The organism is Pseudomonas sp. AKS31 (assembly GCF_023634765.1).
In the GTDB taxonomy this organism is placed as follows: Bacteria; Pseudomonadota; Gammaproteobacteria; order Pseudomonadales; family Pseudomonadaceae; genus Aquipseudomonas.
This window is the reverse complement of sequence record NZ_JAMLFX010000002.1, coordinates 719,346-741,936: the sequence shown is the minus strand read 5'-3', so window position 1 is coordinate 741,936 and position 22,591 is coordinate 719,346. Positions and strand designations below refer to the sequence as shown.

Annotated in this window: 16 protein-coding genes and 1 tRNA gene; 9 read left to right on the top strand and 8 right to left on the bottom strand. The window is 61.1% G+C overall.

Features of this window, described 5'->3' with window-relative positions:
- The first annotated feature begins 2 nt into the window (after nucleotides 1-2).
- Both M9827_RS09345 and M9827_RS09340 read left to right on the top strand, forming a co-directional pair.
- Nucleotides 3-1,943 carry a hybrid sensor histidine kinase/response regulator gene (locus M9827_RS09345; protein WP_250605198.1) on the top strand — a complete coding sequence of 647 codons (1,941 nt, stop codon included), beginning with the start codon at nucleotides 3-5 and terminating at the stop codon, nucleotides 1,941-1,943.
- Nucleotides 1,944-1,999: 56 nt separating this feature from the next.
- Nucleotides 2,000-2,536, top strand: coding sequence for a hypothetical protein (locus M9827_RS09340; protein ID WP_016983364.1), 537 nt, complete (start codon nucleotides 2,000-2,002; stop codon nucleotides 2,534-2,536).
- Nucleotides 2,537-2,926: 390 nt separating this feature from the next.
- Here the strand turns inward: M9827_RS09340 and M9827_RS09335 are convergent, their stop codons facing one another.
- The 4 genes from M9827_RS09335 to M9827_RS09320 form a co-directional block, all read right to left on the bottom strand.
- Nucleotides 2,927-3,223, bottom strand: coding sequence for a hypothetical protein (locus M9827_RS09335; protein WP_141125586.1), 297 nt, complete (start codon nucleotides 3,221-3,223; stop codon nucleotides 2,927-2,929).
- A gap of 187 nt (nucleotides 3,224-3,410) precedes the next feature.
- Nucleotides 3,411-4,754 carry a cation:proton antiporter gene (locus M9827_RS09330; RefSeq protein ID WP_250605197.1) on the bottom strand — a complete coding sequence of 448 codons (1,344 nt, stop codon included), beginning with the start codon at nucleotides 4,752-4,754 and terminating at the stop codon, nucleotides 3,411-3,413.
- A 90-nt stretch (nucleotides 4,755-4,844) separates the two neighbouring features.
- Nucleotides 4,845-5,702 carry a glucose 1-dehydrogenase gene (locus tag M9827_RS09325; RefSeq protein WP_250605196.1) on the bottom strand — a complete coding sequence of 286 codons (858 nt, stop codon included), beginning with the start codon at nucleotides 5,700-5,702 and terminating at the stop codon, nucleotides 4,845-4,847.
- Nucleotides 5,703-5,910: 208 nt separating this feature from the next.
- On the bottom strand, nucleotides 5,911-7,065 hold the full coding sequence (locus tag M9827_RS09320; RefSeq protein ID WP_250605195.1) for a MalY/PatB family protein: 1,155 nt from the start codon (nucleotides 7,063-7,065) through the stop codon (nucleotides 5,911-5,913).
- 334 nt (nucleotides 7,066-7,399) lie between these two features.
- On the opposite strand from M9827_RS09320, the gene fdnG reads away from it, so the two are divergent.
- The 7 genes from fdnG to M9827_RS09285 all read left to right on the top strand — a co-directional run bounded on the left by fdnG (nucleotide 7,400) and on the right by M9827_RS09285 (nucleotide 16,472).
- Nucleotides 7,400-10,465 (top strand): formate dehydrogenase-N subunit alpha, encoded by a 3,066-nt coding sequence (gene fdnG, locus M9827_RS09315; RefSeq protein ID WP_250605194.1) that lies wholly within the window; start codon nucleotides 7,400-7,402, stop codon nucleotides 10,463-10,465.
- The gene (gene fdxH, locus M9827_RS09310) at nucleotides 10,466-11,401 is read left to right on the top strand and encodes a formate dehydrogenase subunit beta (protein WP_008082738.1); all 936 of its coding nucleotides are present in this window, start codon (nucleotides 10,466-10,468) and stop codon (nucleotides 11,399-11,401) included. It begins immediately after the preceding gene.
- Complete coding sequence (locus M9827_RS09305) at nucleotides 11,398-12,063, top strand: formate dehydrogenase subunit gamma (protein WP_250605193.1); 666 nt, start codon at nucleotides 11,398-11,400, stop codon at nucleotides 12,061-12,063. Before fdxH ends, M9827_RS09305 begins: the two co-directional genes overlap by 4 nt.
- Nucleotides 12,064-12,066: 3 nt before the next feature.
- Nucleotides 12,067-12,993 carry a formate dehydrogenase accessory protein FdhE gene (gene fdhE / locus M9827_RS09300; RefSeq protein ID WP_250605192.1) on the top strand — a complete coding sequence of 309 codons (927 nt, stop codon included), beginning with the start codon at nucleotides 12,067-12,069 and terminating at the stop codon, nucleotides 12,991-12,993.
- A 60-nt stretch (nucleotides 12,994-13,053) separates the two neighbouring features.
- Nucleotides 13,054-14,457 carry an L-seryl-tRNA(Sec) selenium transferase gene (gene selA / locus M9827_RS09295; protein WP_250605470.1) on the top strand — a complete coding sequence of 468 codons (1,404 nt, stop codon included), beginning with the start codon at nucleotides 13,054-13,056 and terminating at the stop codon, nucleotides 14,455-14,457.
- A complete protein-coding gene (gene selB, locus M9827_RS09290; RefSeq protein ID WP_250605469.1) occupies nucleotides 14,454-16,370 on the top strand; it encodes a selenocysteine-specific translation elongation factor in 1,917 nt (638 codons plus the stop codon). Before selA ends, selB begins: the two co-directional genes overlap by 4 nt.
- A 6-nt stretch (nucleotides 16,371-16,376) precedes the next feature.
- Nucleotides 16,377-16,472 (top strand) — tRNA-Sec (locus M9827_RS09285).
- A gap of 172 nt (nucleotides 16,473-16,644) precedes the next feature.
- Here M9827_RS09285 and M9827_RS09280 read toward each other — a convergent pair.
- From M9827_RS09280 to M9827_RS09265, 4 genes are all read right to left on the bottom strand, one after another.
- Nucleotides 16,645-17,004 carry a DUF6124 family protein gene (locus M9827_RS09280; protein WP_250605191.1) on the bottom strand — a complete coding sequence of 120 codons (360 nt, stop codon included), beginning with the start codon at nucleotides 17,002-17,004 and terminating at the stop codon, nucleotides 16,645-16,647.
- A 417-nt stretch (nucleotides 17,005-17,421) separates the two neighbouring features.
- Nucleotides 17,422-18,717: an OprD family porin gene (locus M9827_RS09275; RefSeq protein WP_250605190.1), complete on the bottom strand. Its 1,296-nt coding sequence runs from the start codon at nucleotides 18,715-18,717 to the stop codon at nucleotides 17,422-17,424.
- 334 nt (nucleotides 18,718-19,051) lie between these two features.
- Nucleotides 19,052-20,755, bottom strand: coding sequence for an amidase (locus M9827_RS09270; RefSeq protein ID WP_250605189.1), 1,704 nt, complete (start codon nucleotides 20,753-20,755; stop codon nucleotides 19,052-19,054).
- A gap of 353 nt (nucleotides 20,756-21,108) precedes the next feature.
- A complete protein-coding gene (locus M9827_RS09265) occupies nucleotides 21,109-22,491 on the bottom strand; it encodes an aspartate aminotransferase family protein (RefSeq protein ID WP_250605188.1) in 1,383 nt (460 codons plus the stop codon).
- Nucleotides 22,492-22,591 lie beyond the last annotated feature (100 nt).

The window sequence follows — 22,591 nt, the reverse complement described above, 5'->3', positions numbered from 1 at the left end:
TGATGAGCGAGAAAAACAAGACCGCGGCGATCGAAGAGATGCGTTTTCGTCTATTGATCGATGCGGTGGTCGACTATGCGATCTACATGATCGATCCCGACGGCATCATCACCAGTTGGAACTCCGGCGCCAAACGCTTCAAGGGCTACGAAGAAGCGGAAATCCTCGGCGAACATTTTTCCCGCTTCTATACCGCTGATGATCGCGCCGCCGGCCTGCCGCAACGCGCGCTCGATACCGCGATCCGTGAAGGACGTTTCGAAGGCGAGGGCTGGCGGGTGCGCAAGGACGGCACCAATTTCTGGTCACACGTGGTGATCGATCCGATCATTGATCCCAGCGGCAAGTTGCTCGGTTACGCCAAGATCACCCGCGACCTGACCGACCGCAAGATGGCCGAGGAAACCCTCAAGCAAAGCGAACAGCAGTTCCGCTTGCTGGTGCAGGGCGTCACCGATTATGCGATCTACATGCTCAGCCCCGAAGGCCGGGTCAGCAACTGGAACCAGGGCGCTCAGCGGATCAAGGGCTATCTGCCGGAAGAAATCATCGGCCAGCACTTTTCGATCTTCTATACCCCTGAAGACCGCGAACTCGGCGAGCCGCAACGGGCGCTGGAAATCGCCACCCGCGAAGGCCGCTTCGAGAACAAGAGCTGGCGGATGCGTAAGGATGGCACGCGCTTTCTCGCTCACGTGGTGGTCGATGCGATTCGTGGCGACACCGGCACATTGCTCGGTTTTGCCAAGATCACCCGCGACATTACCGAAGCCCATCAGGCACAGCAGGCGCTGGAGAAAACCCGTGAAGCGCTGTTCCAGGCGCAGAAGATGCAGGCCATCGGCCAACTCAGCGGCGGCGTCGCCCATGACTTCAATAATCTGCTGACAGTGATTCTCGGTAACCTGGAGATCGTGCACAAACGAGTGGGCGACGATCCGAAAATCAGCCGCCTGCTGGAAAACGCCACCCAGGGCGCCTTGCGCGGCGTGTCGCTGACCCAGCGTATGCTGGCGTTCGCCCGCCGTCAGGAGCTGAAGACCGAATCGGTGGATATCGCGCAATTGGTTCAGGGCATCACCGGTTTGCTGCGCAGCTCCCTCGGGCCGGGCATCCGTGTCGACACGCAGTTTCCCGACGATCTCGAACCGGTGCTGGCGGACACCAATCAGTTGGAACTGGCCTTGCTCAATCTGGCGACCAACGCCCGCGACGCGATGCCCGACGGCGGTACGGTAAGCATCACCGCTGAACCGCAAGTGGTGCTTGAGCTGGGGCATTCGGACCTGCTGGCGGGGCGTTACGTCTGCCTCAGCGTCATCGACACCGGGGAGGGCATGGATGAGCACACACTGGCGTCGGCCAGGGATCCGTTTTTCACCACCAAAGGTCTTGGCAAGGGCACCGGGCTGGGTTTGTCGATGGTCCACGGCTTTATGGAACAACTCGGTGGGCGTTTCGTCCTCAAAAGCGAAAAGGCTCAGGGCACCACGGCAGAACTGTGGATTCCGGTGGCTGGCGAGGGTACGGTCAGCAAGCCGTTGCAGCCATACGCCGAGCCCGTGGTGGTGCCAAGACTCAGCGTGCTGGTGGTGGATGACGACTCATTGGTGTTGACCAGCACCAGCCTGCTGCTCGAAGACCTTGGTCATCGGGTGGTCAGTGCGACCTCCGGTGCGCAGGCGCTGGCGCTGTTCGATCAGGGCGAAGTCATCGACCTGATGATCACCGACATGGCCATGCCGAAGATGAGCGGCGCGCAACTGGCCCATGCCGTGCGCGTGCTCAAACCGGATCTGCCGATCATTCTGGCCACCGGTTACGCCGAGCGTCTGGAAGGTTTTGCCGCGCAACTGCCACGGCTGCCCAAGCCATTCACGCAAATGAATCTGGTGGCGATCATTGCCCAATCGATGAAACAAGACGTCGGTCAATCCGTCTGAACTTGCGCACCAACCGGGACTTCTAAAGGCTTTCCCCACCCCGGAGCGTGCATCTTGTGTCTCGCATACTGACCGAGCCAACCGCTGAAGAAACCCTGACCGAACATGACGCCAAAATGTTCGGCTCACCCAAGGAACGGCTGGATTTCTATCGGCGGGAGATCCAGTACGAAACCAGCATCCTCGCCAACCGCACCGACGCCTATCTGGCGGCCCAGTCGTTTCTGGTGATTGCCTTTGCCTCGTGCATGGCCAACCTCAACCCGGAGTGGGGCAAGTTGTTCACCCTGGTGGTGCCACCGTTTCTGGCCCTGCTCGGGCTGCTCAGCTCGCTGAATGCCTGGCCGGGGATTCGTGCCGCGTATGACATCATCGATCACTGGCATTTCAAGCAGAGCCACTTGCTGCACAGCGAGCCGCTGATGGGCCTGGCGTATGACGAATCGCCGCTGTTCAGTGAAATGGAATCGAGCCACAAGGGCTATCGCAAGTCCCTGCTGTTTTCGGTGCGCACGCCGTGGATCTTTGCGACGTTCTGGGTGTTGCTGGGGAGTTATGCGGTGTTTATTCAGGTGACCAATCCGGGGGGGTGATGGCCAAGTTCAGAAAAGCCCGGCTTATGTGGCCGGGCTTTTTTATTCGTCTGGATTGTTGTGGCGCACTTTAGATCGATCCCCCTCACCCCAGCCCTCTCCCCCAAAGGGGCGAGGGGGGAAGGGAGCAGATCTTCGTTGTACTCAAAATCTGCGTTCGACTCGGTATCTCAGGTCAGCGTATCCCGACCATCCACCTCGGTCAGTTCCCTCTCCCTTGGGAGAGGGCTAGGGTGAGGGGCTGTCGGGGTTCACTCGGAAGGGAGGCGATCTCGGTTGCGGTCAAAATCTGCATTCGACTCGGTATCTCAAGTCGGCGTATCCCGACCATCCACCTCGGTCAGTTCCCTCTCCCTTTGGGAGAGCGCTAGGGTGAGGGGCTTTTCTGCCTCACTCCACAGTTTCAAGCTCTCGACGCAACGCCACCGAGTTCTGCGAGGACATCGGGATCGGTGGGAAGTCCTCGTTCAGGACGCACAAATGGTCGATGGCGTCTTCAAACATCGAGTCGGCTTTCTTGCGCAGTGCGCGGTAGCGCTCAAACTGCTCAATGTCCAGATCGGCCACGTCGAGCAGCGCATTGGCTGCGCGGTTGAGGGTGTGGGCGTTATCGAACAATTGACGATTGCGTTCCAGAGCCAGTGCTCTGCAAGCCTTGATTTGCGCAGGAGTCGAGCATTCTTTCATGACCGTGACCTTAATCTTCAAGGATTCCGTTTCATAGGCGTAGCGCCGCAGGGGAACCGAACCTGCCGGGCCCGGCCGGGCATATCCGGCGAGGGGTTATGCTTGTGACTGCCGGCCATTAATCAGGGATCCATTTTTTTACAGAAAAAAATTCGATCAATTGCCTTTAGAAAATCGCGGAGAAGAATCAGGCTTTTCGTTTTTTTCGCCGTTCGTAACGAGCGAGGATCGGTTGCGTGCTGATGCCGTGGAGCAAAATGCTCAGCGCCACCACCGACAAGGTCAGGTCGGTACACAGGCTGGCCAGTGAGTCTGTCAGCCCGTGGTTCAAGGCATAAAACAGATAGAACAGGCTGCCGATCCCGCGAATGCCAAACCAGCCGATCAAAAACCGTTGCCGTCCTTCAAGCAGCGTGCCCCAAGGCATCAGCGCAACGCAGGCCGGACGGATCAGGCAGAACAGCACGCCGCCCACCAGCAACGCCCGCCAATCCCAGTGCGCCACCAGCACCACGCCAAGCAGGGTCACCAGAAACACTTCCATGGCGCGTTCGACCAGACTGCCGAACGACAGCATGTCGCCCATCATGATCCCGGCGGCAACCTGGCTGCTTTCCAGCCGTTCGGTGTCGCCATGCACCGCCTGCTGCGGTTCGACGTTCTGATGGCCGACCACCGGTTGCACCAAGTGTTCGGCGGGCGGCTGCCCGGCGCCGGTGGATTTGACTTCGACCTGACGCAGGCCCAACCCGGCAGCGAATACCGACAGAAAGCCATAGCCGCCAATCGCTTCGGCAACGACGTAGGCCAGGGCAATCAACGACAACGCCAGATAATCATTCGGGCTGAGCGTGCTGTCGTCGTTGTGGATGCGCAGCGACAGGGTTACACGGCCAATGCCACGGCCCATCCAGTACCCGGTCAGCAGTCCTGCGGGCACCGCCCACAACAAGCTGCGCAAGACCCAACCCTGCCACTCGGCGGCAGAGCCATCGCCGTGGATCAACAACAAGCCGAGAATCACGAACGGAAAGGCCACGCCGTCATTGAGCCCGGCCTCACCCGACAGGCCGAAACGCACGCTGTCCACATCCCGCGCATCGTTGACCTGCACCAGCGCCGCCAGCACCGGGTCGGTCGGCGCCAGAATCGCGCCGATCAACAGCGACGGCCCCCACGGCAAACGCAATGCAAAATGCAGCAGCAGACAAACTCCGGCGATGGTCAGCACCATCACCGGCCCGGCGAGGCCAAAGGCGATTCGCCAACGCTTGTCGCGCAGCGGCAGACGCAGCTTCAGGCCGCAGACGAACAGGGAGAAGAGCACCGCAACTTCCGTCAAGTGCTCCATCCACAGCGAGGCGTCTTCCAGGGATAGCTTCAGCAGATCGAGGCCACTGGGGCCGATGCCTATCCCCAGCAGCAAGCAAACCGCCGAGGTGGTCACCGGCATCCACCGCAGATACGACGAGGTCAGTGCCAGGGTCAGCAGGACGGCGCCGAGTACGGCGACCCACACGATAAAACTCATGATCTGCCGCCCTCAAATGTTTGATCTGACGGCAATCGCACCGTGTTCAATGGGCCTTCAGTTGTACTGTAGGCGTTGGCGAAGGCGTCATCACAACATCGGTTTACCACCGGTCACGCCATAGCGCTGGCCGGTGATATAGCTGGCTTCGTCCGAGGCGAGCAGCACATAGATCGGCGCCACTTCCACCGGTTGACCGGGGCGGCCGAGCGGGGTGTTGCCGCCGAAGTTCTGCACTTCTTCATCGGGCATGGTCGAGACGATCAGCGGCGTCCAGATCGGCCCCGGTGCCACACAGTTCACGCGGATTTCCTTCGGCCCAAGCATCTGCGCCAGACCACCGGTGAAATTGGCGATCGCGCCTTTGGTGGTGGCGTAGGCGAGCAGGGTGGGTTTGGGCATGTCCGAGTTGATCGAGCTGGTGTTGATGATCGACGCGCCGGCACGCATGTGTTTGATCGCCGCCTGACACAGCCGGAAAATCGCGGTGATGTTGACGTCGAAGGTCATCACCCATTCGTCGTCGGGGATATCTTCGAAGTTTTCGTGAGTCATCTGGAACGCCGCGTTGTTGACCAGCACATCGATGCGGCCGAAGCGTTCGACGGTCTTGTCGACCAAGGCCTGGCAATGGGCCTTTTGCGCGATATCGCCCGGTAACAGCAGGCACTGGCGCCCGGCCTGTTCGACCCAGCGCGCGGTTTCCTTGGCGTCGTCGTGTTCATCCAGATACGCCACCGCCACATCGGCGCCTTCACGGGCGAACGCAATAGCCACGGCGCGGCCTATGCCGCTGTCGGCGCCCGTGATCAGGGCGATCTTGCCGGCCAGTCGCCCGGAACCGACGTAGCTTTGCTCGCCACAATCAGGATAGGGCTCCATTTTGCGTTGCGAACCGGGTACGGCTTGGGCTTGTGCGGGGAAGGGTGGTTTTGGATAGTCGGTCATCGCGGGTCTCCGAGGTTTCATGGCTGGTATGGGCGGTTGACCCGGTGCGTTTGCCGTGAGTTCGATCGGATTTCCAACGGTTTTCAGACTGAATAAAGAACCTGTGGGAGCTGGCTTGCCAGCGATAGCGGTCTGACATTCAACATTAATGTCGACTGATACATTGTTATCGCTGGCAAGCCAGCTCCCACAGGGTTTAGTGGTGGTTTCAGGTGTTGCGTTTTGCCAGTGCATGCTCCATGCGGGCGATACCTTCTTCGAGCAGCGAGCGCGGGCAGCCGAAGTTCAGGCGTACGAACTGCTGGTGTTGATCGCCGAAGTCCAGACCGGCGCTCAGCCCCACTTTGGCCTGCTCAAGGAAGAACTGCTGCGGGTTGTCCAGATCCAGCGCCGAGCAATCCAGCCACGCCAGATAGGTGCCCTGCGGCACATTGATGGTCACGCCGGGCAAGCGGCTGCGCACCGCTTCAACCAGCCAGTCGCGGTTGGCTTGCAGGTAGGTTTTCAGCTCGGCCAACCACGGCGCACCCTCGCTGTAAGCGACGCGGGTGGCTTCCATGCCCAGCGGGTTGACGCTGTCGACCATGCCGCAACGGGCGTGGTTGACGCGTTCGCGCAGGGCGGCGTTCTGGATGATCATGAACGAGGTCTTGAGACCGGCGATGTTGTAGGCCTTGCTCGCCGACATCAGGGTGATGGTGCGCTCGGCAATCTCCGCGCTCAGCGACGCGGTCGGAATGTGCACGCGACCGTCGAAGCACAACTCGGCGTGGATTTCGTCGGAGATGATCCAGGCGTCCTGCGCCGCACAGATGTCGGCCACGGCTTGCAGCTCGTCACGGCCAAACACTTTGCCGATCGGGTTGTGCGGGTTGCTCAGCAGCAGCGCGCCGCCGCCGTTCAGCGATTCCCGCAACACGTCCAACGGCGTCAGGTAAGTGCCGTCAGCCTGCGCAACGAATTCCAGTTCAACCTTGTTCAACCCCCAGTGCCCCGGCGCATGGCGCAGAGGTGGGTAGTTGGGCACTTGCACCACGACGTTCTGTTGCGGCTGCACCAGCGCTTTCAAAGCCATGTTGAAGCCTGATTCGACGCCGGGCAGGAAAATCAGCTCCTGCGGTTTGACCTTCCAGGAAAATTTGTTCCAGAGGTCGGCGACGATGGCTTCGCGCAAGTTGTCCTGCGCCACGCTGTAGCCCACCAGCGGGTGCAGCAAGCGTTGCTGCAACGCCTCGATCACCACCGGCGGCGCGGCGAAATCCATATCAGCGACCCACATCGGCAACACATCGGCCGAATAGCGGCTCCACTTGGTGCTGCCAGTGTTGTGGCGGTCGAATACCTGATCAAAATCGAAAGTCATGCGCGGTCTCGTGAAGGCGGGAATGGTCCTGCCGGGCATGATAAACCCATGACCCTGCGGGAACACCCAAAACCTTGTGGGAGCTGGCTTGCCAGCGATGGCGTCGGCATATCCAACAATGTAGCTGACTGACCCACCGCGATCGCTGGCAAGCCAGCTCCCACAGGGATTGCGGTTGTTAGCAGGAGTGCCGACAAACGGCCGACGGTCGGTTTTCACACAGATAGTGTGGTCATTGTCTACAGTGAAAAAGTCGGCACACGTTTGCCGCAACCGTGATTGTCCAGATAAAACCCGGCTCAAGTACCGGGTTCCACCTGATCAGGAGTGCACGATGGATCTCAGCCGTCGTCAGTTCTTCAAGGTCGCCGGTATCGGCCTTGCAGGCTCGAGCCTGGGCGCGTTGGGCATGGCCCCGACGCCAGCCTTCGCCGAGCAGGTGCGCCACTTCAAGCTTGCCCACACCCATGAAACCCGCAACACCTGCCCGTATTGCTCGGTCGGGTGCGGCTTGATCATGTACAGCCAGGGCGATGCCGCGAAGAACGTCGCGCAAAGCATCATTCACATCGAGGGCGACGCCGACCACCCGGTCAATCGCGGCACCCTCTGCCCGAAAGGCGCAGGCCTTCTCGACTTCATTCACAGCCCCGGCCGTTTGCTCTACCCGCAAACGCGCAAGCCGGGCAGCAGCGAATGGACGCGGATCAGTTGGGACGAAGCGCTCGACCGCATCGTCGACCTGATGAAAGCCGACCGCGACGCCAACTTCATCGAGAAAAATGCCAACGGGCAAACGGTGAATCGCTGGCTGAGCACCGGGTTCCTCGCGGCGTCGGCGGCGTCCAACGAAGCCGGTTACATCACCCAGAAGGTGATTCGCAGTCTCGGCATGCTGGGGTTCGATAACCAGGCGCGTGTCTGACACGGCCCGACGGTGGCAAGTCTTGCCCCGACGTACGGCCGTGGTGCCATGACCAATACCTGGACCGATATCGCCAACGCGAATCTGATTCTGGTGATGGGTGGCAACGCCGCAGAAGCGCATCCGTGCGGCTTCAAATGGGTGACCGAGGCCAAGGCGCACAACGCTGCGCGGCTGATCGTGGTTGATCCGCGTTTTACCCGGACCGCGTCCGTGGCCGACTATTACGCGCCGATCCGCACCGGCACTGACATCGCCTTCATGGGCGGGTTGATCAATTACCTGCTGACCGAGGACAAGATCCAGCACGAATACGTGCGCAACTACACCGACATGTCGTTCATCGTCAGAGCAGGCTATGGCTTCGAAGACGGGATCTTCAGCGGCTACGACGCGGAGAAACGCAGCTACACCGACAAATCCGGCTGGGGTTACGAGATGGGCGACGACGGTTTCGTCAGAGTCGACCCGACCCTGCAAGACCCGCGCTGCGTCTATCAACTGATGAAGCAGCATTACAGCCGCTACACCATCGACCTCGCCAGCCAGATCTGCGGCATGCCGGTCGATGCCATGCAGAAAATCTGGGAAGAGATCGCCACCTGCTCGACACCGGGCAAGACCATGACGATTCTCTACGCCCTCGGCTGGACGCAGCACTCGATCGGCGCGCAGATCATCCGCAGCGCGGCGATGGTGCAATTGCTGCTGGGCAACGTCGGTATGCCCGGCGGCGGGGTCAACGCCTTGCGCGGCCACTCGAACATTCAGGGCCTGACCGACCTTGGCTTGCTCTCCAATGCGCTGCCGGGCTACCTGACGCTGGGCACCGACGCCGAGCAGGACTACAACGCCTTCATCCACAAACGCACGCAAGTTCCGCTGCGGCCGGGACAATTGTCCTACTGGCAGAACTACAGCAAATTCCACGTCAGCCTGATGAAGTCGTGGTACGGCGCCAATGCCACCGTCGAGAACAATTGGTGCTACGACCATTTGCCAAAACTCGACATCCCCAACTACGACGTTCTGAAAATGTTCGACCTGATGAGCCAGGGCAAGGTCAACGGCTACTTCTGCCAGGGCTTCAACCCGATCGCGGCGCTACCGGACAAGAACCGCGTGATGGGCGCGCTGGCCAAGCTGAAATGGCTGGTGGTGATGGACCCGCTGGCCACCGAAACCTCGGAGTTCTGGCACAACGTCGGGCCTTACAACGACGTGAAAAGCGCCGAAATCCAGACCGAAGTCATTCGCCTGCCAACCACCTGTTTTGCTGAAGAGGATGGCTCACTGGTCAACAGCAGCCGCTGGCTGCAATGGCACTGGAAAGGCGCCGATGGCCCGGGCGAAGCGCAGACCGACATCCGCATCATGAGCGAATTGTTCCTGCGCCTGCGCAAACGTTATCAGGCCGAGGGCGGTAAATTCCCCGATCCACTGCTGAAGCTGACGTGGCCGTACAAGATCCCCGACGAGCCTTCGCCGGAGGAGCTGGCCAAGGAAATCAACGGCAGCGCTGTGGCGGATTTCACCGATGCCGCTGGCGTCGCGGTCAAAGCCGGCTCGCAATTGGCCGGATTCGGCTTGCTCAAGGATGACGGCAGCACCGCGTCTGGCTGCTGGATCTTCGCCGGCAGCTGGACCGAGGCCGGCAACCAGATGGCCCGCCGCGACAACGCCGATCCGTACGGCATGCATCAGCATCAGGGCTGGGCGTGGGCCTGGCCGGCCAACCGGCGGATTCTCTACAACCGCGCTTCGGCGGACGTCGCCGGCAAACCGTGGGACCCGAAAAAACGTCTGGTGTGGTGGAACGGTAAGGCCTGGACCGGCACCGATGTGCCGGACTACAAAGCCGACGTGCCGCCGGAAGCCGGGATGAATCCGTTCATCATGAATCCCGAAGGCGTGGCGCGGTTCTTCGCCGTCGACAAGATGAACGAAGGCCCATTCCCCGAGCACTACGAGCCGTTCGAAACGCCCATCGGCATCAATCCATTGCACCCGCAAAACAAGAAAGCCACCAGCAACCCGGCAGCGCGGATCTTCGATTCGGTCTGGGAAACCCTTGGCGAGGCCAAGGACTTCCCGTATGCCGGCACCAGTTACCGGCTCACCGAGCATTTCCACTTCTGGAGCAAGCATTGCAAGTTGAACGCAATTGCCCAACCCGAGCAGTTCGTGGAAATCGGTGAAGTGCTGGCGAAAGAGAAGGGCATTGCCGCCGGGGATCGCGTGCGCGTCACTTGCAAGCGTGGCTTTATCGAAGCGGTGGCAGTGGTGACGAAACGGATCCGGCCGCTGCAGGTCAACGGCCAGATCGTGCATCAGATCGGCATCCCGCTGCACTGGGGGTTCACCGGCCTGACACGTCACGGTTACCTGACCAACACCCTGGTGCCGTTCCTCGGCGATGGCAATACACAGACCCCGGAATCCAAGTCATTCCTGGTCAACGTGGAGAAACTGTAAATGGCCAGCCAAGACATTATTGCCCGCTCGGCCACCACAACCGTGCCGCCGTCGGTGAGGAATCAGGAGGCGGTGGCCAAGCTGATCGACACCACCAAATGCATCGGCTGCAAGGCCTGTCAGGTGGCCTGCTCGGAATGGAACGAGCTGCGCGACGAGGTCGGCCACAACCACGGCACCTACGACAACCCGCAAGACCTGAGCGCGGAAACCTGGACGTTGATGCGCTTCACCGAGCACGAAACCGACGCCGGTAACCTCGAATGGCTGATCCGCAAGGACGGCTGCATGCACTGTGCCGAGCCCGGTTGCCTGGCGGCGTGCCCGAGTCCCGGCGCAATCATCAAGCATGCCAATGGCATCGTCGATTTCGATCAGGATCACTGCATCGGTTGCGGTTACTGCATCACCGGTTGCCCGTTCAACATTCCGCGCATTTCGCAGAAGGATCACAAAGCCTACAAATGCACCTTGTGCTCGGACCGGGTCGCGGTAGGGCTGGAACCGGCCTGCGTGAAAACCTGCCCGACCGGCGCCATCGTCTTCGGCACCAAGGAAGACATGAAGGAACACGCCGCCGAGCGCATCGTTGACCTGAAAAGTCGTGGCTTCGAAAACGCCGGTCTGTATGACCCGGCCGGTGTCGGCGGTACGCACGTGATGTACGTGCTGCATCACGCCGACACGCCAACCATCTACGCCAACCTGCCGCAGGATCCGGCGATCAGTCCGTTGGTGGGCTTGTGGAAAGGCATCAGCAAACCCTTGGGCCTGCTGGCCATGGGCGCGGCGGTGCTGGCCGGGTTCTTCCACTACGTGCGCATCGGGCCGAACCGGGTTGAAGAGGACGAACATCCAACGCCACCCGACACCTCGGTGCACGTCGTCGATCCGGCGGTGCACACCTTCGATCCACGCGGGGAGGACCGGCCATGAGCAACAAGACGATCCTGCGTTACACCCCCAACCAGCGCACCAATCACTGGCTGGTGGCGATCCTGTTTTTCATGGCTGGGCTGTCCGGGCTGGCGTTGTTTCATCCGTCGCTGTTCTGGTTGACCCACCTGTTCGGCGGCGGGCCGTGGACGCGGATTCTGCATCCGTACATGGGCATCGCCATGTTCGTGTTGTTCCTTGGCCTGGTGTTCAGTTTCTGGCGCAGCAATTTCTTCATCGCCAATGACCGGCGGTGGTTGCGGCGGATCAATCGGGTGATGGTCAACGATGAAGAAAGCGTGCCGCCGGTAGGTAAATACAACGCCGGGCAGAAGCTGCTGTTCTGGACTTTACTCCTGTGCATGCTCGCGTTGCTGTTCACCGGGCTGGTGATCTGGCGGGCCTGGTTCAGTGCGTATTTCGGCATCACCGTGATTCGCTGGGCAATGCTGCTGCATGCGTTGGCCGGGTTTATTCTGGTGCTGAGCATCATCATCCACATCTACGCCGGGCTGTGGATCAAGGGCTCGGTGGACGCAATGATGCACGGCTGGGTCAGCCGCGCCTGGGCGAAGAAACACCATGAACTCTGGTATCGCGAGGTGACCCGCGACGAGCGTCATCCCGACGTGCCGGAGCGACCGATCACCAAAAAGGGCTGACGTTTGCCAACCATTCTTGAACCCGGGGAAATCGAAGCCGCGGCCAGTTCGCCGCCGTTTCTGCATCTGCCACCGCACAACCTGTTTGCGCTGCGCGCCGCTCGACTGGAGCAATTGGCCGAGGGGCATGCACTGGCTGAATACCTGCGGCTGATTGCCGGACTGTGCCGGGTGCAGCAGCAGGTGTTTGACGATCCGCCGCTGACGGCGCCGTTTGATCAGCAACGGATCGAGGCCTGTCAGCAGCATGGTTTGCCGCCATTTGCGGCTGACACGTTGGTGCGTGAAGAGGGTTGGCAGGCTTATCTCGAAGCTTTGCTGCAGCGTTATGAACCTGATGAACAGCCTGCCGTCATTGAGGCGGTGACGACGTTGCGGGTCGCCAGTCCCGGTCAGTTACGTGCATGGGCCGTGGCGTTGGTCAGCGGTCAATATTCGATGGTGCCGGCGCAGTTGGTGCCTTTTCTTGGCGCGGCGCTGCAAGTGGCCTGGAGTCACTGGCTGCTCAGCGCGGCGAATCTGCAACTGAAACCCGGCGACAGCCTCAGCCAATGCCCAGCGTGCGGTTCACCGGCCATGGCGGGTGTGATTCGCCATCGCGGCAAGCACAACGGTTTGCGTTATCTGGTGTGTTCGCTGTGTGCCTGCGAATGGCACGTGGTGCGGGTCAAGTGCGTGTATTGCGAGTCGAGCAAAGGCCTGGATTATCTGAGCCTTGAGGACGATCGCCATGCTGCCAATCAGGCGCCGTTGCGTGCCGAAGTCTGTCCGGGCTGCAACAGCTATCTGAAACTGGTGTATCTGGAGAACGACGCCGATGCCGAGGCGTTGTCAGCGGATCTCAGCACTTTGCTGCTCGATATGCGTCTGGCCCAGGACGGTTATCAGCGGCTGGCGCCGAATCTGTTACTGGCACCGGGAGACGAATGACATCAAGGTCTACACTCTTGTTTTTCACTGCGTAGCCCAGTGATCTGTTTCCAGGAGTGGCTGATGTCCCTGCGGTTACCTTCCATTGATGGTGTGTTGCGTCACCCTGCGTGTGGGCCTTTGCTTGAGCGTCACGGGCGTGAGTCGCTGCTCGCGGGTTTGCGCCAGTTGCTCGATGAACTGCGCCCCGGCGTGTTGAACGGGCAATTGTCAGCCGTGGAAATCAGCCCTGAAGTACTCGCCGGCCGCGTCAGTGAACGCCTGGCCCAGCAACAGCGCAGCCACGTGCGCCGGGTGTTCAACCTGACCGGCACGGTGCTGCACACCAACCTTGGTCGCGCCTTATTGCCAGACGAAGCCATCGACGCGGTGCAAATGGCCGCGCGTTACCCGCTCAATCTGGAATTCGATCTGGCCAGCGGCAAACGCGGTGATCGCGATGATCTGATTGAGGGCCTGATCCGCGAATTGACCGGCGCCGAAGCCGTCACCGTGGTTAACAACAATGCCGCCGCCGTGCTGCTGACGCTCAACAGTCTTGGCGCACGCAAGGAAGGCATCATTTCCCGTGGCGAGCTGATTGAAATCGGCGGCGCCTTCCGCATCCCCGACATCATGGCCCGCGCTGGCGTGCGCCTGCACGAAGTCGGCACGACCAATCGCACCCATGTCCGCGACTATGAAGCGGCGATCAACCCGCGCAGCGGTTTGATCATGCGTGTGCATGCGAGCAACTACAGCATCGAAGGTTTTACCGCCCGCGTGCCGACCGCTGAACTGGCTGAGTTGGCCCATCGTCACGGTTTGCCGCTGCTGGAAGATCTGGGCAGTGGCAGCCTCTTGGATTTGACCCGTTGGGGTTTGCCGGCCGAACCGACAGTGCGTCAGGCGCTGCTGGATGGCGCGGATATCGTCACGTTCAGCGGCGACAAATTGCTCGGTGGCCCGCAGGCCGGGTTGATCGTCGGGCGCAAAGAGCTGATCGCGAAGATCAAGAAGAACCCACTGAAACGCGCGCTGCGGGTGGACAAGTTGACCTTGGCGGCGCTGGAGGCGGTGCTGGGGTTGTATCGCGATCCCGATCGCCTCGCTGAACGTCTGCCGAGTTTGCGTTTGTTGACCCGCCCGCAGGCTGAGATCTTCGCGCAGGCTGCACGGTTGCAACCGGCGCTGGCTGAAGTCTTGGGTTCGCTGTGGCAGGTCAGTGCAGTCGAGGCCCTGGGCATGATCGGTAGCGGCAGCCAACCGGTGGCGCGTTTGCCGAGTGCGGCGCTGTGTTGTCGCCCGCAAGTGTCGAAGCGTCTGCGCGGGCGCTGCCTGTTGAAGCTGGAAGCGGCGCTGCGTGCCTTGCCGATTCCGGTGCTCGGACGGATTGACGACGATGCCCTGTGGCTGGATTTGCGTCAGCTCGACGATGAAGCGGCGTGGCTCGCGCAGTTGCCACAGTTGCAGGTCGATCCGTGATCGTCGGCACGGCGGGGCACATCGACCACGGCAAGACCTCGCTGCTGCAAGCGCTGACCGGACAAACCGGCGACCGCCGCCCGCAGGAGCGCCAACGCGGGATGACCATCGACCTCGGTTATCTCTATGCTGAACTTGAGCCCGGCGCCGGGCTGACCGGGTTTATCGACGTCCCCGGCCACGAGAAATTCACCCACAACATGCTTGCCGGCGCGCAGGGCATTGATCTGGTGTTGCTGGTGGTCGCCGCCGATGACGGCGTGATGCCGCAGACCCGCGAGCATCTGGCGATTGTCCAATTGCTCGGCATCCCGCGCGCGCTGGTGGCGATCACCAAATGTGATCGCGCAGAGGCGGGCAGAGTGGAAGAGGTGCAACGTCAGGTGCTGGATCTGCTTGCCCCGGGGCCGTTTGCCGAGGCGCCGATCCTGACCGTGTCGAGCCTGAGCGGGCAGGGCATTGAGGCGTTGCGCGAGGTGTTGCTGCAGACGCAAAGTGAAGTGCTTGAACGCAGCCGTGAAGGTGGTTTTCGCTTAGCCATCGACCGCGCTTTCAGCGTGGCCGGTGCGGGCATTGTGGTGACCGGGACGGCATTGTCGGGCATGGTGGTTGTCGGCGACAAACTCAGCCTCGGGCCTTCGGGCAAATCGGTGCGGGTGCGCGGCCTGCACGCGCAGAATCAACCCGCCGAACACGCCGTCGCCGGCCAGCGCGTGGCGTTGAACCTGAGCGGTGAACGCCTCGAACTGGCGCAGATCCATCGCGGCCAGTGGCTGCTGAGCGAATGGCTGCACGCGCCGACGCAACGGGTCGACATCGACTTTCATTTATTGCCCGGCGAACGCACCTTCGAACACTTTCACCCGGTGCACGTGCACCTTGGCACGCAAGATGTCATCGCCCGGGTGGCGTTGCTCGAAGGCCCACGCTTGAATCCCGGCGAGCGCATGTTCGCGCAACTGCTGATCAATGCGCCGGTGCACGCGGTGAAGGGGGATCGACTGATCCTGCGCGATCAAAGTGCGCAACGCACCCTCGGTGGCGGACAAGTGCTCGATCCGTTCGCCCCGGCACGACAACGCCGCAGCCCTGAACGTTTGGCGCAACTGCGCGCCCTGAACTCTGACGACAAACTCGAACAACTCTTGCCCGTGCTGCTCAACTACAGCGCTGGCGGCCTCGACCCGCTGCGTCTGGAACGTCAGTTCAATCGCCCGCGCTCAACCTGGGCGTTAGCGGCAAACGTACGCCTGATCGACACCCGCCAAGGCCCGGTGCTGTTCAATGTGCAGCGCTGGGCGCAACTGAAGTTCACCCTGCTGGAACAACTCGCGCAGTTCCATGAACTGGAACCCGACCAGATGGGCCCCGATCGCGATCGCTTGCGCCGCTTCAGTGGCCTGACGCTGGAGCGTTCGACGTTTGTCAGTTTGCTGGATGAATTGCTCGCGGCCGGCTCGATTCAGGCGAGCGGGCCATGGCTGCACCTGCCGGATCATCAGGTGCGCTTGAATGCTGAAGACGAAAGTCTCTGGCTGCAATTAAAGCCGTTGTTCGAACAGAGAGGTTTCGACCCGCCGTGGGTGCGTGATGTGGCCAAATTGCTGGGGCAAGACGATGCCGCTGTGCGCCTGCTGCTGCGCAAACTGGCGCGGCTCGGCCTGATGCATCAAATCGTGCGCGACCTGTTCTTGAGTGACGTGCAACTGCGGCAAATGGCCGACGTGTTGCTCAAACTCGCCAGGGAAAATCCGCAGATCCAGGTGACAAGCTTCCGCGATGCGCTAGGCTTGGGACGCAAACGCTGTATTCAGTACCTCGAATATTTCGACCGCGTCGGCCTGACCCGACGCCTCGGCGAATCCCGCCAGATCCGCCCCGACAGCGCGCTGGCCCATGCCGACGCACAATGAGTTCAAGGAAGGCAATCGCGCCCGGTGGCGCGGCCGGGCTTCAAACCCGGTTGGGGACGGCATCCGTTCCCGGGCAGGTTCGACTCCGGCTGCCTTCCGCCAGTTTTCCCAAAGCAAAAGATCGCAGCCTTCGACAACTCCAGGTCGGTCGATCGTTCCCACGCTCTGCGTGGGAATGCCTCAAGGGACGCTCCGCGTTCCAGTTTGCGAATTTGACGCAGAGCGTCAAGGGCTGCATTCCCACGCAGAGCGTGGGAACGATCATCGAGGGTCGCTACTGCGGCAGCTCCAGATTATCCATCACCCGATTCACCGCCAGCTCGCCGAGCATGATCAGTTGCGCGATGCCCAGCAGCGTTCTGCGTTGCGATGCTGGTATGAGATGGGCGAAGTCATGGGCGATGGTTCTGGCGGAGGCGAGGGTTTCGCTGGCATCGGCCAGTAGTTCCTCGTTTTTGAAGTCTGCGGTGACGGCGTACATCCGGCGGGTTTTACGGGGCGGCGGTGTGGCGCCAGGTGGGCAGAGGTAGTGATCGAGGGCGCGTTCGGCGGCGTCGTTGAGTTTTTTGGAATCGAGGGATTCGTAGGGGGAGGCAAGGTCGGTTTCGGGTGGGTTTAGTGTTAGTTTGATCATGGTGTAGCTCCTTGAGATTTGGAGCCGTCATCCATCGCTGCTAAACGGATAGGGTGGCGGCTGTACGCGGGTTAGCAGACCAGGCTCAAGGATCCCGGCGCACCGAAGTGCCCCACGCAAAGCCGCCATAACATAATGGCGAAACTCGCGTGCCTTGAAATTAGCCGAGCTGCTAAACCCGATCGCTGATCCGTCAGCGACCGCACCACAATAAAACCCACCCCCAAGGCGCACAAGCCGGCGGATTCTGGCGTAGCTGTAGGCAATGGCGCAAGAATGTGTAGCCTCGAAGGCGTGTCTGGAGGTGTCTTTTAAACGCCAGAGTTTAAAAGGCACTTTGTATTGACTTCACGGGCCCCTCCGCGAGCAAGCTCGCTCCCACATTTGAATCACTCCAAGAAGGTTGACCGTGGTGCGTCAGAAGCCCAACGGGTACTGGATCACCACGTAGATGCGGTCAATGTCATCGCCGGCCTGCGCCTCATTGGCCCGGTGTGAAACATGCGAAACCTGCACCGACAAATCCTTCGCCGCGCCCGATTGCACGACGTATTTCAAATCGATATCCCGCTCCCAGTGCTTGCCGCCGTCACCTTGCTGCGGTTGGTAACCGCCGCTGTCAGGATCGAACGGGTTGTAAGCGCCGCCCTTGGGCGCGTGGGTGCCGTCGATGTGGCTGCCGCTGACGTAGCGGGTCATGAACTTCAGGCCTGGGATGCCGAAGGCGCCGAGGTCGAGGTCGTAGCGCGCCTGCCAGGAGCGTTCGTTGGCGCCGTTGAAGTCGGCGTATTTGATCGAGTTGGCGAGGTAGATCGAGTCGCCACCGACGAAATCGAACGGCGTGTCGCCATTGATCTTTTGCCAGCCGAGCAGCACCGCGTGCGCGCCGAAGGTGTATTTGCCGGAAAGGCTGAACGCAGTGTTGTCGATGGCGCCGGCCAGTGCTCGGCCGGTGTCGCGGGTGTGGTAGAGGTTGGCGTCGAGCAGCACGCCGGACTGCTTGAAGTGCAGGTTGCCGTAGTACTGATGCCAGGTGTCGCTCAGGTCCGAGGCGTACAACGCGCCGCCAATCGGGCTGTCGGTGAACAGGTCGGCGCCGAGAAAACTGATCCCGCCCGCTTCAGTATTGGCGCCATAGCCATAGAAATCGCCTTTGCCCGATGAGCTGTCCTGATTCTTGAACGCGGTGAAATGCCCGGCCACCAGATTGACGTGGTCGAACTCGGCGCTGTTGAGCAGGAAACCTGTGGCGTACTCCGGTTGCAAGCGTTTGTCGGAGGTATCGAACACCGGTGTTTCCACGGTCATTTCACCAAAGGCAAGGGTGGTGCGCGAGGCTTTCAATTTGAGCGCGCCGCCTGCGCTGGAGTAGTCGTTTTCGCTGCGGCCATCGCTGTCGACCGGCAGCAGACCGGTCCCGGAATGGCCTTTGCCACCGTCGAGTTTGAGCCCGGCGAAGGCGTGGGCATCGATGCCGAAACCGACTGTGCCTTGGGTGAAACCGGATGAGAAAGTGCCGATAAAGCCCTGAGCCCACTCTTGTTTATAGTTCTTGCCGGACGCTGAGGGCGAACGGTAGTCGTTGCTCAGGTAGAAGTTGCGGCTGAGCACTTCGCTTTTGGCGTCGTCGAAGAAACCGCTGGCGTGGGCGCTGGTGGTCAGACCGCAGAGCAGCGCGAGCAGGGTGAAACGCGAGGGGGCGCAGTCGATCATGGTCAGTGGCCAGCGGCAATGAAGGTGACCGCGATGATCGAGTGTTTGCAGGGCTGGGGATTGAGTGGGTGTGCTGAATTGCTGTGGTTGTCAGGTCAATAGGTTGTGATAGTGCTGACGCCATCGCTGGCAAGCCAGCTCCCACAGGGGGCTATGGTGTACCCACCGATCTTGGCATCACACAAAAAAATGTGGGAGCGAGCCTGCTCGCTCCCACAGGGTTTTGGGGTGAATGAGGATTTTGTGGCGGCAGCAGAACCTGTGGGAGCTGGCTTGCCAGCGATAGCGGTGTGTCAGGCAACATTTTTGTTGGCTGACACACCTTTTCACCGCGTTAAGACAGCGGCGGCGTGCGTGGCGGGATCTGGCGTTTGCTGCCGGTCGATTCAAACGCAGCGGCGAAACGCAGCAGATTCGAGTCGTCGTAGGCGCGGCCAGCGAAAGTCAAACCGACCGGCATGCCGATGTCGGCCATCACGCCCATCGGTACGGTGACGGTCGGTACGCCGAGGTGGCGGATCGCGAGGTTGCCGTTGGCCACCCAGATGCCGTTGCTCCAGGCGATGTCTGCCGACTCCGGATTGACGTCCGCGTCCGCCGGGCCAACGTCTGCGACCGTCGGGAACAGCACGGCGTCGAGGCCCAGCTTATCCATCCAGTCTTCGAGGTCGATGCGCCGGGTCTGTTCGAGGCCGCGCAGGCCGTCGGGCACGGTGCTGATTTCATTCCACGGCGTGATGCCGCGCTCGGCCATGCGCACGTATTCATCCATGCCGGCAGCCAGATCGCCTTCACGGTTGGGCAGGGTGCCCGGATCGTGCGGGAAGATTTTCGGCCCGTCGACGTCGACCAGACGATTGAGTTTCGGATCGCCGTTGGCTTGCAGGAAGTCGTCGAACGCCCACGCGGTCAGATCCCACAGCTCATGGTGCAAGAACTCTTTCGAGACCAGACCACGGGTGAATACGGTTGGCGCGCCGGGGCGGTCGCCTTCGCAGTTGGAGACCAGCGGGAAATCGGTTTCGATGACTTCCGCACCGGCGGCTTCCAGAGCCTGACGCGCCTGCTTCCACAAGTCGATCACGGAGGCGCGGGTGTTGATGCGTTGGCCGGTCGGGCCACCGATGCCCGGGGCTTCGCTGGTGCCGGCTTCAGGGTCGGCATTGATGAACATACGCGGCACGGCGAAACGCTTGCCGGCCAGCGCTTTGGCGTCGGCGGCCAGATCGGCGTAAGCGGCGGGGCGCACTTCGCTGACGCTCGGGATCGGCACCCACGGTTGCAGACGCCAGAGGTCGCCACGGGTGTCCGGGTCTTCGGCCACGACGATGTCGAGGACTTCGAGCAGATCGGCCATGGTCCGCGCGTAAGGCACGACCACGTCCATGGTCGGCGTCAACGGCCAGTTGCCGCGCACCGAGATCACCCCGCGCGACGGCGTGTAGGCGCACAAACCATTGTTCGACGCCGGGCCACGCCCGCTCGACCAGGTTTCTTCAGCCAGGCCGAACGCGGCGAAACTCGCTGCGGTGGCGGTGCCGGCACCGTTCGAAGAGCCGGAGGCAAACGGCGCGGTGAGGTAGTTGGCGTTGTAAGGACTTTCGGCGCGGCCGTAGACGCCGCGTTGCATGCCGCCATTGGCCATCGGCGGCATATTGGTTTTGCCCAGGCATATTGCCCCGGCGGCGCGTAGACGTTCGATGGTGAAGGCATCGCGATAAGCGATCAGATCGGCGAAAGCCGGGCTGCCGGAGGCGGCGGTCAGGCCCTTGACCAGATAGCTGTCTTTCGCGGTGTAAGGAATGCCGTCGAGCGGGCCGAGGGTTTCACCTTTGGCACGGCGGGCATCGGAGGCCCGGGCTTCGTTCAGCGCTTCAGGGTTGCGCACGACCACGGCATTCAGCGCGGTGGGGGTGTCGGCGCCGTCGTAGGCATCGATGCGGGCCAGATACGCCTGCACCAGTTCGACTGCGCTGGTCTGCCCGGACTCGAGCGCGGCGCGCAGTTGGGCAATGGAAACTTCGGTGACTTCGATCATGCGCTCACCGCTGTTTGAATTTGGGTGTTTTTCCTGGAGTGGGTGTTCATATCGGTTCTCGTTGCACAGCTATAAGCGACAAGGTTAAGACTGGCGCCTATTTAACACCAAGCGGCGTGCGGAGTAATCGGCGGGATTGATCTCCAACCGATTTTCTACCCGACTGGCCCCCCCCCGGGGGATCTGCGACGAATGCAGAATTCGTGTCCGCTGAAGATCCATGTGGGAGCTGGCTTGCCAGCGATGAGGCCTGCACATTCGATAATGATGTTCCTGAACTATCGCCATCGCTGGCAAGCCAGCTCCCACAGGGATTTATGGAGTTCTCAGAAGGCAGGCATGACCTTGGCCGATCACAGCACCCCGTACTCCCGCGCCGTTCGATCCACTGCAATCCGCGTCTTGTCGATCAACTCATCCAGCTCCGTGCGCGTGGCAATCAACGCCGGGGCCATGATCATCCGACCCAATGTCGAGCGAATGATCAAGCCTTCCTCAAAGCCGATCGTGCGGCAACGCCAGGCAATGTCGTTTTCATTGATAAAGCGCTTGCGGCTGGCCTTGTCTTCAGCGAACTGCAGAGCCGCCACCAGGCCAACGCCCTGAATCTCACCCACCAACGGGTGATTGCCAAACACTTCGCGCAGGCAGTTCTGCAGATAAGGCCCAGTGTCGGTTTTCACCTGATTCACCACGCCCTCATCGCGCAGGGCCTTGAGGTTGGCAATCGCCACGGCGGCCGCGACCGGGTGGCCGGAATAGGTCAGGCCGTGGGCAAACACGCCACCTTTTTCCACCAGCGCCTCGGCCATGCGCCGCGACAGAATCAACCCGCCCATGGGGATGTAACCGGAGGTCAGGCCTTTGGCGATCGACAGCGTGTCGGGCTCAAAACCGAACGCCTGATGGGCGAACCATTCACCGGTACGGCCAAAACCGCCAATCACTTCGTCAGCACACAGCAGCACATCGTATTGACGGCAGATGCGCTGAATCTCTGGCCAGTAAGTCGCCGGCGGAATAATCATGCCGCCCGCACCCTGGAACGGCTCGGCGACGAACGCGGCAACCTTGTCGGCGCCCAGCTCGAGAATCTTGTCTTCCAGTTGTCGCGCGGCAAGCAGGCCGAATTCTTCCGGACTCAGGTTGCCTTCATGGGCAAACCAGTACGGCTCATCGATGTGCGCCACATCAGGAATGGTGCCACCCATCTCATGCATGAACTTCATCCCGCCCAACGCCGTCGCCGCCAGGGTCGAGCCGTGGTAACCGTTCCAGCGGCCGATCATGATTTTCTTCTCGGGCTTGCCCATCACCTGCCAGAACTTGCGCACGGTGCGGATCAGCACTTCGTTGGCTTCGGAGCCGGAGTTGGTGTAGATCGCGTGGCTGTAGTGTTTGGGCAGCAGGCTGAAGAGCAGTTCGGACAGCTCGATCACCGCCGGATGAGTGGTGTGGAAGAACATGTTGTAGTAGGGCAGTTGTTCCAGCTGCGCGGTCGCGGCAGCGGCGAGATCCTTGCGCCCGTAACCGAGGTTGGTGCACCACAGACCGGACATGCCGTCCAGGTAACGATTGCCGTCGTTGTCCCATAACGCCAGACGATCGCCGCTGACCATCACTCGCGGGCCTTCCTCGTTGAGGGCCTTCTGATCAACGAACGCGTGGATGTGGTGAGCGGCGTCAGAAGCTTGGTAATCGCGGGTACTGCGGGTCGAATCGAATTCGGCGGACATGGCGGATCTCCAGAGCAAAGGGCAAGTGGGTGCGCTCGTCGCAGCGCGGCACGGATAAAGTTTTGTCATCTAAAAATATTTTTGTAAAGAAAATATTTGT